This is a genomic window from Ruegeria sp. P10, from assembly GCF_056534925.1.
In genome coordinates this window covers 209,885-229,110 of record NZ_JBQERJ010000002.1, presented here as the reverse complement: position 1 = coordinate 229,110, position 19,226 = coordinate 209,885, and the positions used below count along the sequence as shown (strand labels likewise).

Genomic DNA, 19,226 nt, shown 5'->3' with positions numbered 1-19,226 from the left:
GCCATGAGCGATATCGCCGGAACCAAACCCGCGCTCAGATGGGTGGTGCATCTGTCAGTCATCTTCCTGGTGGCTATTTGGGTCATTCCTACGCTTGGCTTGTTGATTTCGTCCTTTCGGACGGCAGATCAGATTTCGTCCAGCGGCTGGTGGCGGTCGCTGTTTCCCTCTGAACAAAACCTGACGCTTCGCAGTGCCGCGCCCGAGACGCAGGTGCTGGAAAACGGACTGTATGTCATTCAGGGGGCGTTGTTCGGCGAAGATGAGCAAGCAACGATTTCCAGATGGGGGATCAGTTCGCGCGAGGTTGATGCATTTGAACCGGGCCAAACAGCCGAGCTGCGCCGAGGTGGTACGATCACGGTGGATGCGGCGGGCAACTATCGTATGGAAAACACCGAGGAATTCACCGGGAAACGTGGTGCGCGCATCTTCGTAACAGCGGAACTGCCACCCGAGTTCACTTTGGAAAACTACCGAAAGGTTCTTCTGGATCAAAGCAGTACGGACAGCATGGCCAAGGCGTTCTTCAACACGCTGACGGTGACCATCCCTGCAACAATCATCCCGATTCTGGTTGCCGCCTTTGCGGCTTATGCGCTGGCGTGGATGGAGTTTCCCGGGCGCGCCCTGCTGATTGCGGCCGTTGTTGGCCTTTTGGTCGTTCCGCTTCAATTGGCCTTGATCCCGTTGCTGAAATTTCACCTCAATATCGGGATCGGCAAAGGCTATCTGGGAGTCTGGCTTGCGCATACAGGCTTTGGGATGCCCCTGGCGATTTACCTGCTGCGCAACTACATGGCCGGATTGCCGCGTGATCTGATCGAAAACGCCCGCGTCGATGGCGCCACAGAGTTTCAGATCTTTACCAAACTGATCCTGCCACTCAGCTTCCCGGCGCTGGCGTCTTTCGCGATTTTCCAGTTCCTGTGGACATGGAATGACCTGCTTGTTGCCAAGGTTTTCCTGATCGACGCGACCGGCCAGACAACCGTGATGACGAACCGCATCGTCGAACTGCTGGGTACACGTGGCGGCAATTGGGAAATCCTTGCCACCGCTGCCTTTGTCTCGATCTTCGTGCCGCTGGTCGTCTTCTTCGCAATGCAAAAATACCTGGTCCGGGGCCTGCTGGCCGGATCTGTCAAATAGAGGCGTCTGATGAACGTGCAGAACAACCCTGAACAATGCAAAGCAACGAAACTGTCTTCGGACTGGTGGCGCGGTGGTGTGATCTATCAGATCTACCCACGCAGTTTTCAGGACAGCAACGGGGATGGGATCGGTGATTTGAAGGGCATCACTGCGCGACTGGATTACATCGCCTCGCTGGGCGTTGATGCAATCTGGATCTCGCCGTTTTTCAAATCGCCGATGAAGGATTTTGGTTACGACGTCAGCGATTATCGCGACGTCGACCCCATGTTCGGAACGCTTGAGGACTTCAAAGAGCTTCTGGATCAGGCGCATGCCAAAGGGTTGAAGATCATGATCGATCTGGTTCTGTCGCACACGTCGGACCAGCACCCTTGGTTCAGCGAAAGCCGCAGCAGCCGTGAAAACCCGAAATCCGATTGGTATGTGTGGGCTGACCCCAAGCCGGATGGCACGCCACCAAACAACTGGCTTTCGATCTTCGGCGGCTCGGCCTGGCAATGGGATGCCCGACGGCTGCAATATTATCTGCACAACTTCTTGACATCGCAGCCGGATCTGAATTTCCACTGCCCGAATGTTCAGGATGCGTTGCTGGACGTGGCGCGGTTCTGGCTTGATCTGGGAGTGGATGGCTTTCGGCTGGATACCATCAATTTCTATTTCCACGACAAGGCGCTGCGCGACAATCCTGCGCTGCCGATGGATCAACGCAACGCCACGATCGCACCGGCCGTGAACCCCTACAACCATCAGGACCACCTGTTTTCAAAAAGCCAGCCCGAGAACATCGCCTTCCTCGAAAGACTGCGGGCCTTGACGGACGAATATGAAGGCCGGGCTTGTCTGGGCGAGGTCGGAGATGCGCAGCGTGGGCTCGAGATCATGGGCGAATACACATCCGGGGATAAGCGGATGCACATGTGCTATGCCTTCGAGTTCCTGGAAAAACGTGCATTGACGGCCACTTACACCAAGCACGTTTTCGACCAGTTGGAAGCGAAGGCAGGTGACGCATGGCCATGTTGGGCATTTTCCAACCACGACGTGCAGCGTCACGTCTCGCGCTGGAATCTGGATGACGCCGCAACCCGCCAGCACGCGGTTCTCATGATGTGCCTGCGCGGCTCTGCCTGCCTTTATCAGGGCGAAGAACTGGGCCTGCACGAAGCGGATGTGCCGTTCGAGAAACTGCAAGACCCCTACGGCATCGAGTTCTGGCCCGAATACAAGGGCCGCGATGGCTGCCGCACACCGATGGTTTGGGCGGCACAAGATGAACAATCGGGTTTCAGCACAGCAGAGCCCTGGCTGCCGGTAAGCGCACAGCAGGCCGGGCAGGCGGTGGACCGATTGGAGGCGAATCCAGGCTCGATGTTGAACCACTACCGTCGCGCCATTGCCTTGCGGCATGCGCATCCTGCTTTGGCAACGGGGGCGCAGACCGGCATGACGGAAACGGGTTCGATTCTGTCTTTTATGCGTGAGGATTCGCATAAGCAGATATTCTGCGCGTTCAATCTGGGCACGGATTCTGCCGCGTTCAAGCTGCCCGAAGGCAGTTGGCGGGTCATGGGTCAGGACCTGGGCGGTGTCGAAGGAAGCGGCAACGTTGTCCTGAACGCGGCGCAGTTCATCCTGATGTACAGGAAAAAGGGATAAAGCATGTCTGAACTCAACCTTACGGATGTCGCCAAGTCCTATGGCCCTGTCGATGTTTTGAAGAGCATCAACCTCGACATCGAACAAGGCGAATTGATCGTTTTTGTCGGTCCTTCCGGATGCGGCAAGTCCACCCTGCTGCGGATGATTGCCGGGTTGGAGAAGATTACAGGCGGCACGCTGGAAATCGAAGGGCAGGTCATGAACGATGTTCCGCCTGCACAGCGGGGCATCGCGATGGTGTTTCAAAGCTATGCCTTGTATCCCCACATGACCGTTCGCGAGAACATGGCCTTTGCCCTGAAAATCGCGAAGATGCCCACGGCCGAGATTGATGCTGCCGTAGACCGTGCCGCTCAAATCCTTCAGCTGGAACCATTCCTGGACCGCCTGCCAAAAGCTCTTTCCGGAGGGCAGCGTCAACGGGTTGCCATCGGGCGCGCGATCGTACGTGACCCAAAGGTGTATCTGTTCGACGAACCCCTCTCGAACCTCGACGCGGCACTTCGGGTGGCCACGCGGATCGAGATCGCGCGTCTGAAAGAGGCCATGCCTGACAGCACCATGATCTACGTGACCCACGATCAGGTCGAGGCGATGACACTGGCCAGTCGGATCGTGGTATTGGCCAACAAGGGCATCGCGCAGGTCGGGACACCGCTTGAACTGTATGAGGCGCCTGACAACGAGTTTGTTGCGCAGTTCATCGGTTCGCCGTCCATGAACCTGTTGTCCGGCACAATCACCGGAACCGGCGAAACGACCACCGTTGAACTGTCATCAGGCGGGATTGCAAGATCCGCGGTTCCAACTGAAGACAATGACCTTGGGAAAAAGGTCAATATCGGGGTGCGCCCCGAAGATTTGGCGATGACGGAAGACTCCGCGATTCTGTCCGGCAAGGTGGATTTCACCGAAGCCCTGGGCGAAGTCACGCTGCTGTATTTTGAGAAAGCCGATGGTGCGGATGCAGTCATTGCAAAGCTGCCGGGGGTTCAGCGGAACCTGCGCGGCCAGACGGTCTCGGTCACGGCCTCACCGGACAAGGTGCATCTGTTCCACAATGGATTGTCCATGCGCAAATAGCAGCGAAACGCAGTTCTTGACAGAATTGCGTTTTGTGTTTCACCATAATTGAAACGTTTCAATGGTGAAAAATGCGGGTATCGGCGCAGCTTTACACGGTTCGGCAATACGGTGACCTCTCGGACCAACTGAAGTTGGTTTCCGCTTGCGGGTTTTCGGATATCGAAACTACCGGTCTGCATGACATGACACCGCAAGAGATGGCACGCATCGTCCATCAATCAGGTCTTAACCTTCGTTCTGCACATTTTGATTGGGAGGAGTTCCACGAGCGTTTCGACGAGATCGTTGAAGTACTGCACCTTTTGGAATGCCAGGTGGCGGTCATGCCTTGGCTGGCGCCACAGGTGCGGCCCGGCACTGTCGAGGGATGGAAGGCAGTGTCGGGCCAGTTGTCCGATTGGGCAGAACAACTAGGAGATCACGGCGTCAGTTTGGCCTATCACAACCACGACTTTGATCTGTTCGGCGCGCCGGGAAAAACACCTCTTGAACTGATTCTGGCGCAAGAAAACATCTATTGGCAGCCCGATATCGGTTGGATTGTCGCGGCCGGTCAGGACGTGGCTGACCTGCTGGTGCGCCATGCGGATCGCATCCTGTCGGTTCATGCAAAGGACGTGGATCCGCAGGGCGGATCAGGCGACAGGCGCTGGCGCAATCCGGGTGAGGGTGTTGTCGATTGGGACGCCACGATACGAGCCCTTTCAAGCACCAAGTGCACCGACCTTTTCGTCGAGCATGATGAAACCGCCGATCACAGGCGCACCTTGCAAATGGGGCGGTTGTTTTTGACTGAACGGCTTGGGGGTATCGGCTGATGGCGCGGGCAACGATCAAATCGATCGCCCGTATGACAGGCTATTCAGTAGGCACGGTTTCAAACGCCCTGCGCGGCGCTTCGTCGGTTAAACGGGAAACGCGGGAAGAGATCCAAAAGGCGGCGTCCGAGCTTGGGTATCGGGTCAATCTGGACGGCCTGAAGCTGCGCACCAATAAATCCTACAGGATTGCGGTATTGGTCAGCGTTTCGGGCAGCGCCGCTGAAGAGTGGGAGGGTGTGGAGTTCACCCGGATCCTGGCCGGAATATCCGACGCGGTTCAAGGGTCACGCTATGAGTTGAGTGTCTTCAGTGTACGAGATGTTAAAGCCGCATTGCAGACCCTGCATTCCATTGTACAGGAAGGGTTGGCAGACGGCGTAATCTTTTCGGGAACTCGGGTGAATGACCCGCGTATCGCCTATCTGCAAGATGAGGGATTTCCGTTTGTCACATACGGGATGAGTGACAGTGCCCAACCACATCCTTACGTGGATCTCGACAGTCAGGCTGCGGCTTTTGATGCAACGGCCCGGCTGCTGGCATTGGGGCACAAACGGATAGCGCTTATCAACCCGCCGGATGACCTGATCTATGCCCGTCAACGACTTCAGGGATACTCTGATGCTTTGTCGGCAGGTGGCATGGAGTTTGACCCGGCCCTTGTTCTTCCCGGCCCGACCACGGCGAAGACCGGGCAAAGGGCCTTTGCGGCGCTCATGCGAATGCACAACCGGCCAAGCGCCATCATTTGCGCCAACGAGGCGATGACCCTTGGCGCATTGTCCGCCGCCGCCGATATGGGCGTTCAGGTCGGCAGGGATGTCGTCGTCATTTCAAACGACGATCTGAAACTCAGCCAGTATTTCGTCCCCCCACCCAGCACCTATTATTTGCCAATCGGCGAGACCAGCCGCCTGCTGGGTGAATTCATGCTAAAAACACTGGACGGCGTTGATCCGTCGGAAACGCAAAAAAAGATCAGGGCCACATTGATCGAGCGGCAACCTGACACCCCGGCGCCGGGTATGGCGCAGACCAACTGAGCCAACAGAGGAGAAACCGAACATGTTCAAAAACCTATTTGCCGTTGCAACGCTTGCAATGCTGACAGCGCCTGCGGCCTTTGCCGCCGATCTGGAAGGTCGCGTTCTCAAGATCGGAACGGATGCGACCTATCCCCCGATGGAAACCGTCGACGAAACAACTGGCGAAATCGTAGGCTTTGATGTCGATGTGATGAATGCAATCTGTGAAAAGATCAATTGCGTTCCGAATTTCGTAAACACCGCTTGGGACGGCATCTTTGCGGCGCTTCAACAGGGTGAGTTCGACCTGGTCATCTCGGGCGTATCGATCACGCCCGAACGTGAAGAAACTATGGACTTTTCCGAACCGTACATCGTTGTCAGTCAGGCCATTTTGCTGCAAGTCGACAACGCGGATTTGACGCTTGAGGATTTCAAAGCGGGTGGCCAGAAACTGGCGGCACAAACCGCGACGACCAACGCCCAACTGGCGGAAGAGCTTGTAGGGCGCGAGAATGTCAGCCTCTACGACAATTTCTCGGCGGCTATCCTGGCGCTTCAGAACGCAGATGTACAAGGGGTGATCATCGATGGCACCTCTGCCGCGGCCTACGAGCAGGAGTTTGCTGGAGAACTGACCGTAGGCATCACAGGCCTGCAATCCGATCCATTGGGAATCGTGTTTCAGGAAGGTGACCCGACGGTGGATGCAATCAATGCCGGTCTTGCCGCCATTCAGGAAGACGGCACGCTGGACGCGCTGAAGGCCAAATACTGGGGCACAAACTGATCCTCCAAGCCCTTCTGGGCCCGGCGGCAGTCGTTGCCGGGCCATGTTTCAGCGGAGAAGTTCCATGTCGCGTCTCAGCACGATCCGCCCGAGCAATCTTGTATTGCTCGCAGCCGCTCCCTTCATCGTCTATCTGTTCGCCACGTCCTCGAAATATCTGCGATCTCTGATTGCAATTCTGGGGATCGGCAACAATGCAAGGCCGATTTTCGTCGGCTTTCTGCTGATCGTCTCGGTTGCAATCCTTGGATATCTCTGCGCCCGGTATGCACGTTTTGCCAATCACGCCCCCGGCTGGTTGCGCGCTTCGGCCCTTGCGGCGCTGCCCGCGTCAATTGCGCTTTTGGTCATAAGCTTTTTATCTCCACAGCTTTTGATGCCCTTCGCGGAATCCGTTTTCTTTCATACGCTCAGCGAGAACACATCAACCCTGATCGACCGGTCCAGTCAGACGTGGGTGTTGTATCCCGAAATCGTGACCCAGATTCAAACAGGACTGCAAGTTCTTCTGGCCGCATACACAGCTGTTGTCGCCTTGAGCCTGCTGTCGGCGCGGTTGCAACCCCCTTGGCGCAGGCGCGTTCTTTTGGGTCTGGAATGCCTTACAGGTGCGGTTTTGTTCTATCTGATGTTCATGGCCCACTGGCAGTTCGCGACGGGCGTTGCCATTACGTTTCGCGCAGCCATCTTCGCCTATATCTTCTCGGCCATTCTGGGCTTGATCTGGGTGGGGCTGCAATCGTTCAAACCACGGGCGCGCACCACGATTCTGTATGGTTCCATCAGCCTGTCATTGCTTGCGATATCAGCCTTTTTCTTCATGCAGCCGCAGGTCAGTTACGTTCTGGTCGGAAGCACCGAAGGGCGCATTGCCATTGTGCGCGGTACACCACAGGCGCAGGCTGACATCATCCGGTTTGGAGAGTTCGACGGTGCCGGCGAACAACAATACCGCATACGCAGCGCCACTGATGCAGCGGCCGCTCTGGAGCAGATTGAAACCGTCGACAGCGTTTCCGGAGCGTTTGTTCCCGTGGATGCTCATTCACAAGGCTATCCGGTTCTGTGGCAGACCAGTTTCTTGCCTGACAAATACCGGAATCCCGCACTGGCTTTTGCTGTTTTCGGCTTTCTGCTGCTGACGCTGACCATTGGCGGCGCACAGCACAAGCTGCATCCTTTGGCGGTCGGGGCCGAATTTTTCGTGGACACGATACGCGGCATTCCGATGTTGGTGATCATTCTTTACATTGGCCTGCCCTTGGCGGGCGCGGTCAAGGATGCCACGGGGGGCGGCATTGATATGTCCAACATGACACGCGGGATCATCGCGATTTCGGTCGGGTATTCGGCCTATATGGCCGAAATATTCCGATCTGGGATCGAGGCCATCCCGAAAGGGCAACTGGAAGCAGGCAGTTCGCTGGGCTTGTCGCGCTGGCAGACGGCGCGGCTGATCGTTCTGCCGCAAGCCCTGCGGATCGTCACCCCGCCATTGGGCAACGAATTCATCGCGATGATCAAGGATACCTCGTTGCTGTCCATCCTGTCCGTCCGCGACATGACCCAAAGGATGCGAGAGTTTCAGGCAGCAAGCTTTCTGCCCTTTGCGCCATTCAATACGGCAGCAATTCTGTATGTGGTACTCACCCTCTGTTGCGCAAGCTTCCTGAAATGGATCGAACGGCGCACGGCAAAGGACAACCGATGAGCAAACTGGAGCTTGGGGTTTGCTACTACCCCGAACAATGGGACCCGTCCCAGTGGCGCAGTGACGCCGCGCGGATGGTCGAGTTGGGTTTGGATTGGGTTCGAATCGCCGAGTTCACCTGGGGTCTGATTGAACCGGAACGCGGCCGGTTTCATTGGGACTGGTTGGATGACGTCATCGAGATTCTGGGGCGGGCCGGCCTGCGGGTCATGATGTCGACTCCAACGGCTGCGCCTCCCAAATGGCTGATTGATGAGCACCCCGAAATTCTGCCGGTTGGCCCGGACGGCCGGGTCAGGGGTTATGGTTCCCGCAGACATTATTGTTTTTCCAGTGACGTGTACCTGGCCGAGGCGCAAAGGATCGCCACGGAATATGCCGCCAGGTATGGCCAGAACCCGCATGTCCATGCCTGGCAGATCGACAATGAATACAATGACCACGACACCGTTCTCAGCTATTCCGATGCCGCACGGGCGGGCTTTCGGCGCTGGCTGGCAAAACGATACGGCACAATTGACGCATTGAACGAGGCCTGGGGGACTGTGTTCTGGGGGAGCCTTTATTCCGGCTTTGACCAGATTGAACTGCCCAATGGTCTGGTCGCTACACCCAACCCCACCCATGCCCTTGATTTCAGGCGCTATTCCTCGGACCGGGTGCGGTTGTTCAACAAGACACAGGTGGACGTGCTGCGCGAACATGCGCCGGGTCGAGATATCACGCACAACTTCATGGCCGGCAGTTTCGAATTCGATCACCACGCAGTGGCCGCCGATCTGGATATCGTCGGCTTTGACAGCTACCCGCTGGGTAATCTGATGGGCTCAACCCTGTCAGAGAAGGAAAAGCGCCGTTATCTGCGAACCGGCGCGCCTGATTATCAGGGATTTCATTGTGACCTGTATCGCAGTCAGGGGCGGGGGCGGGTATGGGTGTTGGAACAGCAGCCGGGGCCGGTGGACTGGGCGGCACAAAACCCTTCCCCAGCCGAAGGGATGGTTCGGCTTTGGACCTGGGCCGCATATGCACACGGCGCGCAAGCTGTGATGTTCTTTCGATGGCGACAGGCAAAGTTCGCGCAGGAGCAATACCATACAGCCTTGCTGCGCTCGGATGGCAGTGTGGATCAAGCCGCGCTCGAACTGGCTCAAATTGTGAAGGATCGTGAAAACCTTCCGCCGACGACGCGCGGAAAAGCCTCGGTGGCGATGATGCTGGATTACGCTTCGATCTGGGCGGCCGATATTCTGCCGCATGATGATGACTTCCCCAATTTCCATATCTTCCGTGAATGGTACACTGCCTTGCGCAGTCTGGGGGTGGACATTGATTTTGTGGGTCCCCAGGATGGTTTGGAAGGTTACGCCCTGATCGTGCTGCCGCAAAGCATGATCGTGACCCCGGATCTGGCCGCAAGACTTGAGGCTTCGGGGGCAAAGCTTTTGATTGGTGCCCGGTCCGGCAGCAAGACGGCTCAAATGCAGACGCCTTCAAATCTGGCGCCGGGTGCGTTGGCGGATCTGACCGGCGTCCGTGTCGTCCGTGTCGAATCGCTGCCGGATATTGCAAGAGAATCCGTGCTGTTGCAGAACGGTCAGCTTTTTGACTTTGCCGGTTGGCGCGAAATCATCGAGACCGAGGCAAATGTCCTGGCGCGCTTCAAAAGTGCCTATTGCGACGCCAGCCCAGCGGTTGTCCGGTCGGATCGTGCGACATATCTGGCCATGGTGCCCTGCGGTGCGCTCTTGCACGAGATTATGCGCGATGTCTTGGAATGGGCAGGGCTGAAGCCTCTGGACTGCGATCCAGACTTACGTGTAACCCGCTTCGGTACGTTGCATTTTGCCTTCAATTTTGGTGACATGTCCAAACCCCTGCCTGGTGGTGGGTCACGACGAATTTTGATCGGCTCTGATCCGGTCGGCGCGCACGAATTCACAGTCTGGCAGGTAAACTAACGCCCTGAGATTCAACCAAAACGTGTCAAAAACAAAAACTGGATATAAGATTTCCGCAAACTGTCACTTTTGGACTGACGAACGGGCACAGAAAGTCCTATGAATATAAAGACAAAAATAAACTCATCCAACAACGGGAGATCACCTATGGCTAAACATTCGTCACTTTCGAGACGCTCTGTGTTGAAAGGCGCAGGTGCTGCGGCACTTGCGGCACCCCTTTACAGCAAGAGCGCTCTGGCGTCGTCGGGCGAAATCAACATTCTGATGTGGTCGGACTACCTGCCGCCCAGTTTCATCGAAGAGTTTGAGACTCTGACCGGAATCAAGGTGAACTATACCGGCATCGGCTCGAACGAAGAGATCATCAACAAGATGAAGGCCACCAAGGGCCAGGGTTTTGATATCGTTTCACCGACCAACAACCGGTCGTTGCAGTGGGAACCGCTGGAGCTGCTCCAGCCCTTCGACATGAACAAGGTTCCGATCGATCTGGTGAACCCGGCCATGGCAAAGATTGGTACTGATGCGTGGAACTTTGGCGATTCAGGTGCGCACTGGCTTCCGCATATCTGGGGTACAGAAGGTATTGCTTATCGTACTGACCTGTGGCTGCCGGATGGTGATGCGCCGTCCTATGGCGACGTGTGGTCGGAAGCGAACGCTGGCAAAACCATGGGCCGCGCGCATTCCATGATGCTGGGCGCCGGCCTTTATATGGAACGCGTTGGCGAGATGGAGCCGGGTTCGGTCTGGGCGGCATATGGTGATGAAGACACCATGCGCAAGGTTTGGGGCCAGATCACCGACTGGTGCATTGCACGCAAGGACCGCATCAAGCTGATCTGGAACGACGCCGACACACAGAAGAACGGTCTTCTGAACGAAGGCGTTGTCGTTGGCCAAACTTGGGACGGCCCACCCCTTGCACTGAAATCCGCAGGTGAGCCGGTGCACTATCAGGCACCCGTCGAAGGTGCGATGGCTTGGGTGGATGGTATGTCCATGCCGACTGGTGCCGCGAATATCGATCAGGTTTACGCCTTTATCGACTTTGCCTATCAGGCCAAGCCGGCCGGTGTCGCCATTGACAGTCATGGCTACAACTCGCCGGTATTAGGGGCCGACCAGTATTCCGGCGACACCTACAAGAAGAACTTTGCCGAGGCCTATCCGGGCGACTCGCTGGCCAACCTCAATCCGTGGCCTGCAGAAGCGCCGTGGTATGCTGAAACCCGGACCGAGTTCGTCAACAAGTTCAAAAGCGCTTAAGCGTTCCGAACCTTCGCCCTCCGCATCCTGCGGGGGGCACCCATCTGCGCGCCGTCCCGGCGTGGCGGACGCTAATACTGTGTGGTGACAACACGCACCTCAGGGAGAAACCAAAAATGAGTGCAGGGGTCGGAGTCGATCTGGAAAACCTGTGGATCCGTTTCGGTGACTTCGTCGCCGTGCGCGATGCAAACGTCAACATCAACGGGGGAGATTTCTTTTCTTTCCTCGGGCCATCGGGCTGCGGAAAAACAACCATTCTGAGGGCAGTGTCCGGCTTTCTTGAACCAAGCGAAGGCAACGTCCTGATTGGTGGCAACAATATGCGTGGCATCGGGCCCAACAAGCGCCCGACGGCGCTGATCTTTCAGAACCTCGCATTGTTCCCGCTGATGAAGGTCTGGGAAAACATCACGTTTTCCATGGAAATCAAAGGGGCCAGTGCTGCCGAACGCCGCAGGCGCGCCGATGAGCTTCTGGACATGATTGCGTTACCGGGGCAGGGGGACAAACTGCCAAGTGAACTGTCAGGTGGTCAACGTCAGCGTGTTGCTATTGCCCGTGCTCTGTGCGCCGAACCGGACGTGCTGTTGCTGGATGAGCCTCTGTCGGCACTTGACCTGAAGCTGCGCCAGCACATGCGGACCGAGTTGCGTGAAATTCAACAGCGTGTCGGCATTACTTTCATCTACATCACGCACGATCAGGGTGAAGCGCTGACCATGTCGGACAATATCGCCGTCATGCGTGCCGGTGTGATTGATCAAATTGCCGACGGGAAGACGATTTACAACGATCCCAACACGGCTTTTGCGGCTTCATTCGTTGGCGAAAACAATGTGTTCCGCGGTAAAATCAAGCAAGTGATGGGCAAGGAAGCTTTGATCTCGACCAACCGTTCGGGGGATCTGGTGGCAAGGATTTCGACGGCCAATCAGGGCAAGATGAAAGAAGGTGATGACGCGATGATGTTCATCCGCCCTGAGGCCTTTGCAATTGCCCCCGATGGCGCAACGGGCGATCACTTCGTCACCGCCCGGGTCAATCATGAAGAGTTCGAAGGCAACGTCTTCAACATCTTCACCGAAGGCGAAGGCGGAAAGGAAATCAAGGTCTCGATCCCCAACCATGGGCAATCCTTCGAGGACCACACCGGACAGAACATCACGCTGGAATACGAGACGCATAATGCCGTCGTCGTTCCCGCGGGTGAGCTGGCTGCGGAATAAGGGGAACAGTTCATGCCCCGATTTCTGAAAGAATTCTTCAATCGCAACGGCACCGGTATGGGTTTGGCGATCCTAGGTCTGGTTTTGTTCTGGACAATCGGCCTTATTATCCTGCCGCAGCTGTCGATGCTGGATTTCTCGTTCCGTCCAAACCTGCCCCCACCAGAAATTGGCGGGCCGAAGGACGTCTATACGCTGGAGAACTACAAGTACCTGATATACGGCCCCGAAGGTGGCAGTCAGGATTACAACACGGTTGACCTGCGGGTGTTCTTCCGCACCCTCGTGGCGGCCGTTTGCGTCACGATTTTCAACCTGATCATCTGCTATCCGATCGCCTACTATCTGGGGCAGTCCGAAGGCAGCCATATCCGCATCTTCGCGATCATGCTGATCATCCCTTACTGGATCAACGAAATCCTGCGCGCCTTTGCGTTGCGCATTATCTTCGGTGAAACCGGTGTTCTGAACACGCTGTTCGTGGGACTGGGGGTCTGGGATACGCCGTTCGACTTCATCCGAAACGATATCGCACTCTATGCCGGGCTGGGCTATGCCTATATTCTGCTGATGATCTTCCCAATGTATAACGTCATAGAAAGCCTGGACAAAAATCAGATCGAAGCCGCGCGCGACCTTGGCGCGCCGTGGTGGCGGATACATTGGCGTGTGGTCATTCCTTATGCCAAGCCAGGGATCAGTTCGGGCTGTACGATGGTGTTCATGCTGTCTGCGGGCGCGCTGGCGGCACCGCAAATCCTGGGCGGGCCGTCGTCGCTGTGGTTCACACAGCTGATCTATCAGCAGTTCAACGATAACAACGACTGGCCGCAAGGGGCTGCTTATGCGATCGTCCTGCTGGTGACCTGTATCCTGTTCGTGCTGGCCATGATGCGCCTGTTCAAAGTGAACATGGGGGATATCGGGAAATGAACAATTCCTTTCTCCGCATAAGCATCTGGGTCTATCTGGCGATCTTCTTCCTGTATCTGCTTGGCCCGCTTGTGATCATGTCGATCACCGCGTTCAACTCGTCCGGCTTCCCGCGGATGAGCCCGTGGGAATGCCTGACCTTCCAGTGGTTTGGCGAGTTGTTTCAGGATCAGCGCATCCTGAACGGTATCAAGAACTCACTGATCATCGGGATCGGCACGGTCATCCTGTCAGTGGCCATGGGTCTGGCGGGCGCATTGATGCTGACCCAGATCTGGCCAAAGCTGCGGGCGACTTACTATACGATCATTATCGCTCCGATCCTGATCCCGGGTGTTGTTCTGGGTATCTCGACGCTGGTGTTCTGGGATCGTATCAACCGGATGCTGGGACTGGGGGCGGACAGCTTCCTGTCAAATGGCATTTTTCTGACGGTGATCGGCCAATCCACCTTTATCGCCAGCTACTGCATGCTGGTGTTGGTGGCACGCTTGCAGCGCTACGACGTGGCCCTGACCGAGGCGGCACTGGACCTTGGGGCCAGCCACGCCCAGGCCTTCCGCAAGATCCTGTTGCCGTTCATGCGTCCGGCGATTGCATCGGCAGCGGTGTTGGCGTTCCTCGCATCGTTCGAAAACTACAACACCACCACCTTTACCTTCGGTGAATACCCGACGTTGACGATCGAGCTGGCCCAAAAAGTCCGGTATGGCATCACACCCGCGATCTCGGCGCTGGCCTTCATCATCGTGGCGCTGACAGTGTTCTTCGCTCTGCTGAACGAAGCCAAGCTGAAACGTCAGGAACTGGTGGCAGCGGCGCGCAAGAACGCGACGGTTGAGGAACTGGCCGGCAAGATCAAACTGCCCAGCTTCTTTTCCGGCAACATGGCAGCGGTTCTGTTGGTTGTATTTGCCGTCGCAACGATCACAGTTGTCGGCACTGCGGCCACCTACAATCCGGCGCAGTGTATCGCCGATATTCGCGAGCAGAAGCAGCTGGAAGCGGAACAGCGTATTCAGGAGTTGCGTAAACAGCGTGAAGAACGCCGCAAGCAACGCGAAGCTGAAGAAGCGGAACAGGGCGGTGCGCAATCCACCCCGAAACCGACGAACAACAGCGGCTTTGGCAATGTTTTCGCTCCGAACTCTTTAGGGGGCGAGGAAAGCGAAGGCGCTGATAGTGGGCCTGAATCCGAAAACGCTCCGTCCAATAACAGTGGTTTCGGCGGGGTGTTTGACCCCAATAGCCTGCAAAACGACGAATAGCGGCGCAGGTTCGTAGCCTCGGCATCCGCCCGGACTGACCTCAGGTTTGTTCGGGCGGATTGCGTTTCAGGATTTTGACGTCACAACCTTCGACGGTGAGCCCGTTCCAATCCACCGGTCCTGCGTTGTAGTTGATCAGGAAGGCATGATCGGCCGTCTCGCGCAGTCGCAGGCCTTGCGGCATCCTGCGCAATGTCAAATCGGCTTCTTCCGCCGCCATGGCTATAACGCGGTCCCAAAGGTCTGCATCGGGGAAGCCGGCCAAGTACCAGATTCCGTCCCCTGCCTTGAGAGCAGGTGTTCCGTCTTCGAAACTCAGCAAGTCTTTGGCCGTTCCTGACAATCGGTCGATCCAATGCCGCGCCGCGCCGCCACCCTTGACCGCGCGTTCAACCGTGGGCGGCAGAGTTTCGACCAGATCAACATCGCAATCGATCCTTCTCAGACCGGGTCTGCCCTTTTCAGGAATTTGAAAATCGCGGGTGATCGCGCCGCCGCGCGGTCCCAGAATGGCAAGATCGCATCTCTCTGCCAAACGTTGTTCCAAATCAGGATCCATTGTGGCCAAACCGGGCGCAAAGATCACCGAGTAATCACCGGGAATGTCCTTCGCCGAAACAAAGTCTACCGAAAGACCGGCCCGTCGCAGCGCGCGGTAAGCCGAAAAAACCAATCGGAAATAATCAAATCCCGCGCCTTGTGGTTGTGTGGTCCACGCCCAGTCCGAGGCGTAATCAAACAGAATGGCCACTTTGGCCTGTATCTGTTGCACCGCGCCCAACGTGTTCAGGTCATCTGCGGTCTGGCGGGCCTCTGCCAGTGCAGCAGCAGGGTGATTGTTCGATGTCAGCAAGCCCGCATGCATTTGCTCTTGCGCAAACGGGGCTTGCCGCCATCGGAAATAACTCACCACCTCGGCACCATGAGCCACGGCTTCCACGGACCAAAGACGCACCATTCCGGGCAGGGGCGCCGGATTATACGGTGCCCAATTCACCGGGCCGGGTTGTTGTTCCATCACCCACCAACGGCCGCGCCCGACCGCCCGGTAGAGATCATGGTGAAACGCCTGCATGTCCGGATCACCCTGTTGCAAAAAGGCGGTCTTGTGCGCGTCGTCGGCATCCAGCCGGTCCGACAGAAAACCGATCGGATAACTGTCCCAGGTGGCGATATCCAGATCCGCGCCAACCTTGAAATGGTCGAAGTCCAGAATACGGCCCATGTAATTGTGCAAAAGCGGCGCATCAGTCAACGGGCGCAGCGCATCCACCTGTGCTTTGTTGAAAGCCGCGACCTGATCCGAACTGAAGCGCCGGAATGCCAGTACATGAGCCGGGTTCGGCTCGGTCACCGTTTGATTGGGCAGGTCGATTTCGCTGAAGTTGCGATATTCCATCGACCAGAACACATTGCCCCACGCCTGGTTCAGCGTTTCAATTGTTCCGTACCGTTCGGCCAGCCAATGGCGAAATGCCTGTTGAGCAGCTGCGCTGTAGCTGAGAGTGGTGTCGTGACACCCGTATTCATTGTCAATCTGCCACGCGACGACATGCGGGTTCCTACCGAACCGTTCACCCAATATGCGTGCGATGCGGGTAGATTCGTCGATATAGCCTTGATGGCTAAAGCAGTAATGCCGCCGTGATCCGAACTTGCGCGGGTTGCCGTTTTCATCGGCGGCCAGCATATCCGGGTGTTTGTCCAGCATCCAGCGCGGCGGTGTTGCGGTTGGCGTGCCCAGCACGACCTTCAATCCGGCTGCTCCGAGTGTCTCAATCGCGCGATCTAGCCATTCGAATTGAAAAACGCCGGATTGCGGCTCGATGCGGCTCCACGCGAACTCGCCAATGCGCACCCATGTCAGGCCTGTTTCGACCATTTGCGCGGCATCGTCTGCCCACATCGCCTCTGGCCAATGTTCAGGATAATAACAAACGCCCAGTTCCGGCTTCATAAGATGACCTTGTGTTCTGCCTGACCCTGACCTGCATTTCGCGCGGCAAAGGTCATGCCGTTGGTCGGTTGGCTGTCTATTGTTTCTGCGTTCAATCCCTGACGGGCCGTTGTGCAGAAAAGCGTATTCAGTTCATCGCCCCCGAAAGCGGGACATGACGTATGGGATGCGTCAAATGCAACGGCCTTCAGAAACATGCCGTCGGCCTTGTATACCGCAATTCGGCTGGCACCCCATTGTGCAATCCAGATATTCCCCTGGGCATCGATGACCGCGCCATCCGGGTTCAGACCTTCTTTGCGCAAATCCAGAAAAACTGCGCTGTCGCCTTCCGGCCACCCGGTTTCGGCGTTCAGACGCCAGCGCCTGACTTGTTTCGTTGCGGTGTCGCAGAAATAGGCCACCGAACGATCGGGGGCAAAACAGATCGCGTTGGAGATTGTCACATCCGGAACCAATCGTCTCAACTCGCCTTTCCAGAAGCGATAGATTGATCCGGCCCCGGGTTCTGCCTGCTTGCCCATTGTGCCGATCCAAAACCCACCCCACGGATCGGCGCGGCCATCGTTTGAACGGGTCACGGGGTTGTCGGCTTCCAGAGGCGTGATCAAGTTCCGCTTTCCGGATTGCAAATCGAGACGCCACAGCCCCGTTTCCGACGCCATAAGAAGCGTATCGCGATCCACCCAGCCCGCGGCCGAAACATGTTCATCGAAGCTCCAGCTTTTGGGCATTCCCCGCTCGCGGGTCATCAGAAGTTTGCCTATGATATCGAACCAGAAAAGCTGACGTCTTTCAGGATGCCACAACGGGCCTTCGCCCAACTCGCAGGGGCGGTCGTCAAAGATAGTGCTCATCCGGCGGCCTCGTCATAGGCCGTAACGATATGCCGGGCGCGCTCGGCGATTTCGGCGACATCCATTCCGGGTTTGTAAAGTGCAGAGCCTATCCCAAAGCCATCTGCGCCCGCTTTGATCCATTGCCCGAAATTTTCGGGTCCGGCACCGCCAACGGCAAAAACAAGCGAGCCTATGGGCAAAACCGGACGTAAGGCGGCCAAACCCGCCGGACCAGCCATCACCCCCGGGAACAGCTTCAAACCGGTGGCCCCGGCCTTGAGGGCTGCAAAGGCTTCGGTTGGGGTGTAAACCCCCGGCCAGCTTTGCAGGCCCAACGCGACGGAACGCTTGATGACCTCGGCGTCATAGTTGGGCGATACGATCAACTTGCCTCCGGTGGCCGACACAGCGTCCACCTGATCGACTGTCAAAACAGTGCCCGCGCCGATCAGGGCCTGGTTTCCAAACGCATCAACCAAAGTGCCGATACTGTCGAGCGGATCCGGAGAATTGAGCGGCACTTCGATCCGGTCGATGCCGGCATCGATAATGGCGCGGCCAACGGCTTTGGCTTCGTGTGGTTGCAATCCACGCAATATGGCGATGATGGGACGGCTCATGCGGTTTGCCTTGTCATGTTTCGGGCCAGCGCAAGCCCGGCCAGAGTTGCCTCGGTGGCGTTTGCGGTTTCCACGAATGCGCCTTGCCGTTGCAAGGCTGTTGCATATGTCTGCGATACGCCTTCTGCTCCGATAATGGCCAGTTGCTGCCCTAGCCAATAGGGCCGTGTCGCGGCCAGTTCGGCCCCGATCAACAATCCGGAAAGGCGCGCGCGTGCGGTGGCTTTGGCCTGACCTTGCAGCAAGTCCGCCGCTCGCAAGTTAAAAAGACGCGCAGCCAATTGTTCGGGCTTTGATAACGTATCCGCAACCGCCTCGGCGAAAGCGTCTTCGTCCCAGCCCGGGCCTACAGAGTGCCGCAGCACGGACTGACCACATAGCAGGTCGAACAACTCACCCGTCATGAAGGTACGAAAGCTTACAACCTCGCCAGCGCTTACCTGAACCCATTTCGTGTGGGTTCCGGGCAGGCAGATAACGCCGTCCCAACTCTGGCGCGCGCCCAGAAATCCGGCAATCTGGGTTTCCTCACCCCGCATCACATCCGGCGGAGTTGTCTGTTTCAGACCGGGTATGACAAAGGCCCGAATGCGCGGGTCTGATCCGGGTACGCGGATAGGGACATCCGGCAAGGGGTCCGACGGCACGGTCGAATAAGGGGCTTCCACCCAGCCCTGTCGTGCGCCGACCATTCCGCAAGCGACCACATCCACCGGCGCGCCGGGCAACCAGTTTTCGATCAAATCCAGCAGGGCGGCTTGAAACCCGTCAGGCCCGACATGCGCCATGCCCTTGTCGGATTGCGCATGGTCCAGCGCAGTCGAACCCTGCATGGCCCAGGCCCGTAAATGAGATGTTCCCCAGTCGACGGCGATCCATTCAGTGTTCATAACA

16 protein-coding genes are annotated in these 19,226 nt (G+C 57.1%); 12 read left to right on the top strand and 4 right to left on the bottom strand.

All coding sequences use genetic code 11. From position 1 onward, the window contains the following. Positions 1 to 3 precede the first annotated feature (3 nt). From ACR0FB_RS04285 to ACR0FB_RS04230, 12 genes are all read left to right on the top strand, one after another. On the top strand, positions 4 to 1,152 hold the full coding sequence (locus ACR0FB_RS04285; protein WP_480620194.1) for a carbohydrate ABC transporter permease: 1,149 nt from the start codon (positions 4 to 6) through the stop codon (positions 1,150 to 1,152). A gap of 9 nt (positions 1,153 to 1,161) precedes the next feature. Beyond that, positions 1,162 to 2,817, top strand: coding sequence for an alpha-glucosidase (locus ACR0FB_RS04280; protein ID WP_480620193.1), 1,656 nt, complete (start codon positions 1,162 to 1,164; stop codon positions 2,815 to 2,817). Positions 2,818 to 2,820: 3 nt separating this feature from the next. Further along, on the top strand, positions 2,821 to 3,903 hold the full coding sequence (locus tag ACR0FB_RS04275; protein ID WP_480620192.1) for an ABC transporter ATP-binding protein: 1,083 nt from the start codon (positions 2,821 to 2,823) through the stop codon (positions 3,901 to 3,903). Positions 3,904 to 3,974: 71 nt separating this feature from the next. Further along, entirely contained in the window at positions 3,975 to 4,724 is a 750-nt protein-coding gene (locus ACR0FB_RS04270; protein ID WP_480620190.1) for a sugar phosphate isomerase/epimerase family protein, read from the top strand. Then, entirely contained in the window at positions 4,724 to 5,770 is a 1,047-nt protein-coding gene (locus ACR0FB_RS04265) for a LacI family DNA-binding transcriptional regulator (RefSeq protein ID WP_480620189.1), read from the top strand. The genes ACR0FB_RS04270 and ACR0FB_RS04265 overlap by 1 nt, the downstream gene beginning before the upstream one ends. A gap of 22 nt (positions 5,771 to 5,792) precedes the next feature. After that, positions 5,793 to 6,542, top strand: coding sequence for a basic amino acid ABC transporter substrate-binding protein (locus tag ACR0FB_RS04260; protein ID WP_209833898.1), 750 nt, complete (start codon positions 5,793 to 5,795; stop codon positions 6,540 to 6,542). Positions 6,543 to 6,606: 64 nt separating this feature from the next. Further along, the gene (locus ACR0FB_RS04255; RefSeq protein ID WP_480620187.1) at positions 6,607 to 8,253 is read left to right on the top strand and encodes an amino acid ABC transporter permease; all 1,647 of its coding nucleotides are present in this window, start codon (positions 6,607 to 6,609) and stop codon (positions 8,251 to 8,253) included. Continuing rightward, a complete protein-coding gene (locus tag ACR0FB_RS04250) occupies positions 8,250 to 10,214 on the top strand; it encodes a beta-galactosidase (protein WP_480620185.1) in 1,965 nt (654 codons plus the stop codon). Before ACR0FB_RS04255 ends, ACR0FB_RS04250 begins: the two co-directional genes overlap by 4 nt. A 147-nt stretch (positions 10,215 to 10,361) precedes the next feature. Beyond that, positions 10,362 to 11,486 (top strand): extracellular solute-binding protein, encoded by a 1,125-nt coding sequence (locus ACR0FB_RS04245; protein ID WP_480620183.1) that lies wholly within the window; start codon positions 10,362 to 10,364, stop codon positions 11,484 to 11,486. 116 nt (positions 11,487 to 11,602) lie between these two features. Then, on the top strand, positions 11,603 to 12,715 hold the full coding sequence (locus ACR0FB_RS04240; RefSeq protein ID WP_171636122.1) for an ABC transporter ATP-binding protein: 1,113 nt from the start codon (positions 11,603 to 11,605) through the stop codon (positions 12,713 to 12,715). Between the two features lie 12 nt (positions 12,716 to 12,727). Continuing rightward, positions 12,728 to 13,648 (top strand): ABC transporter permease, encoded by a 921-nt coding sequence (locus ACR0FB_RS04235; protein ID WP_171119259.1) that lies wholly within the window; start codon positions 12,728 to 12,730, stop codon positions 13,646 to 13,648. After that, positions 13,645 to 14,916 (top strand): ABC transporter permease, encoded by a 1,272-nt coding sequence (locus tag ACR0FB_RS04230; protein WP_209833903.1) that lies wholly within the window; start codon positions 13,645 to 13,647, stop codon positions 14,914 to 14,916. The genes ACR0FB_RS04235 and ACR0FB_RS04230 overlap by 4 nt, the downstream gene beginning before the upstream one ends. 40 nt (positions 14,917 to 14,956) lie before the next feature. Here ACR0FB_RS04230 and ACR0FB_RS04225 read toward each other — a convergent pair whose 3' ends face one another. The 4 genes from ACR0FB_RS04225 to ACR0FB_RS04210 are packed head-to-tail and all read right to left on the bottom strand — an operon-like array spanning position 14,957 to position 19,222. After that, positions 14,957 to 16,873: a beta-galactosidase gene (locus tag ACR0FB_RS04225; protein WP_171723779.1), complete on the bottom strand. Its 1,917-nt coding sequence runs from the start codon at positions 16,871 to 16,873 to the stop codon at positions 14,957 to 14,959. Further along, positions 16,870 to 17,730 (bottom strand): SMP-30/gluconolactonase/LRE family protein, encoded by an 861-nt coding sequence (locus ACR0FB_RS04220; RefSeq protein WP_480620180.1) that lies wholly within the window; start codon positions 17,728 to 17,730, stop codon positions 16,870 to 16,872. Before ACR0FB_RS04220 ends, ACR0FB_RS04225 begins: the two co-directional genes overlap by 4 nt. Continuing rightward, complete coding sequence (locus ACR0FB_RS04215) at positions 17,727 to 18,332, bottom strand: 2-dehydro-3-deoxy-6-phosphogalactonate aldolase (RefSeq protein WP_480620179.1); 606 nt, start codon at positions 18,330 to 18,332, stop codon at positions 17,727 to 17,729. Before ACR0FB_RS04215 ends, ACR0FB_RS04220 begins: the two co-directional genes overlap by 4 nt. Next, the gene (locus ACR0FB_RS04210) at positions 18,329 to 19,222 is read right to left on the bottom strand and encodes a 2-dehydro-3-deoxygalactonokinase (protein WP_480620177.1); all 894 of its coding nucleotides are present in this window, start codon (positions 19,220 to 19,222) and stop codon (positions 18,329 to 18,331) included. Before ACR0FB_RS04210 ends, ACR0FB_RS04215 begins: the two co-directional genes overlap by 4 nt. Positions 19,223 to 19,226: the final 4 nt, after the last annotated feature.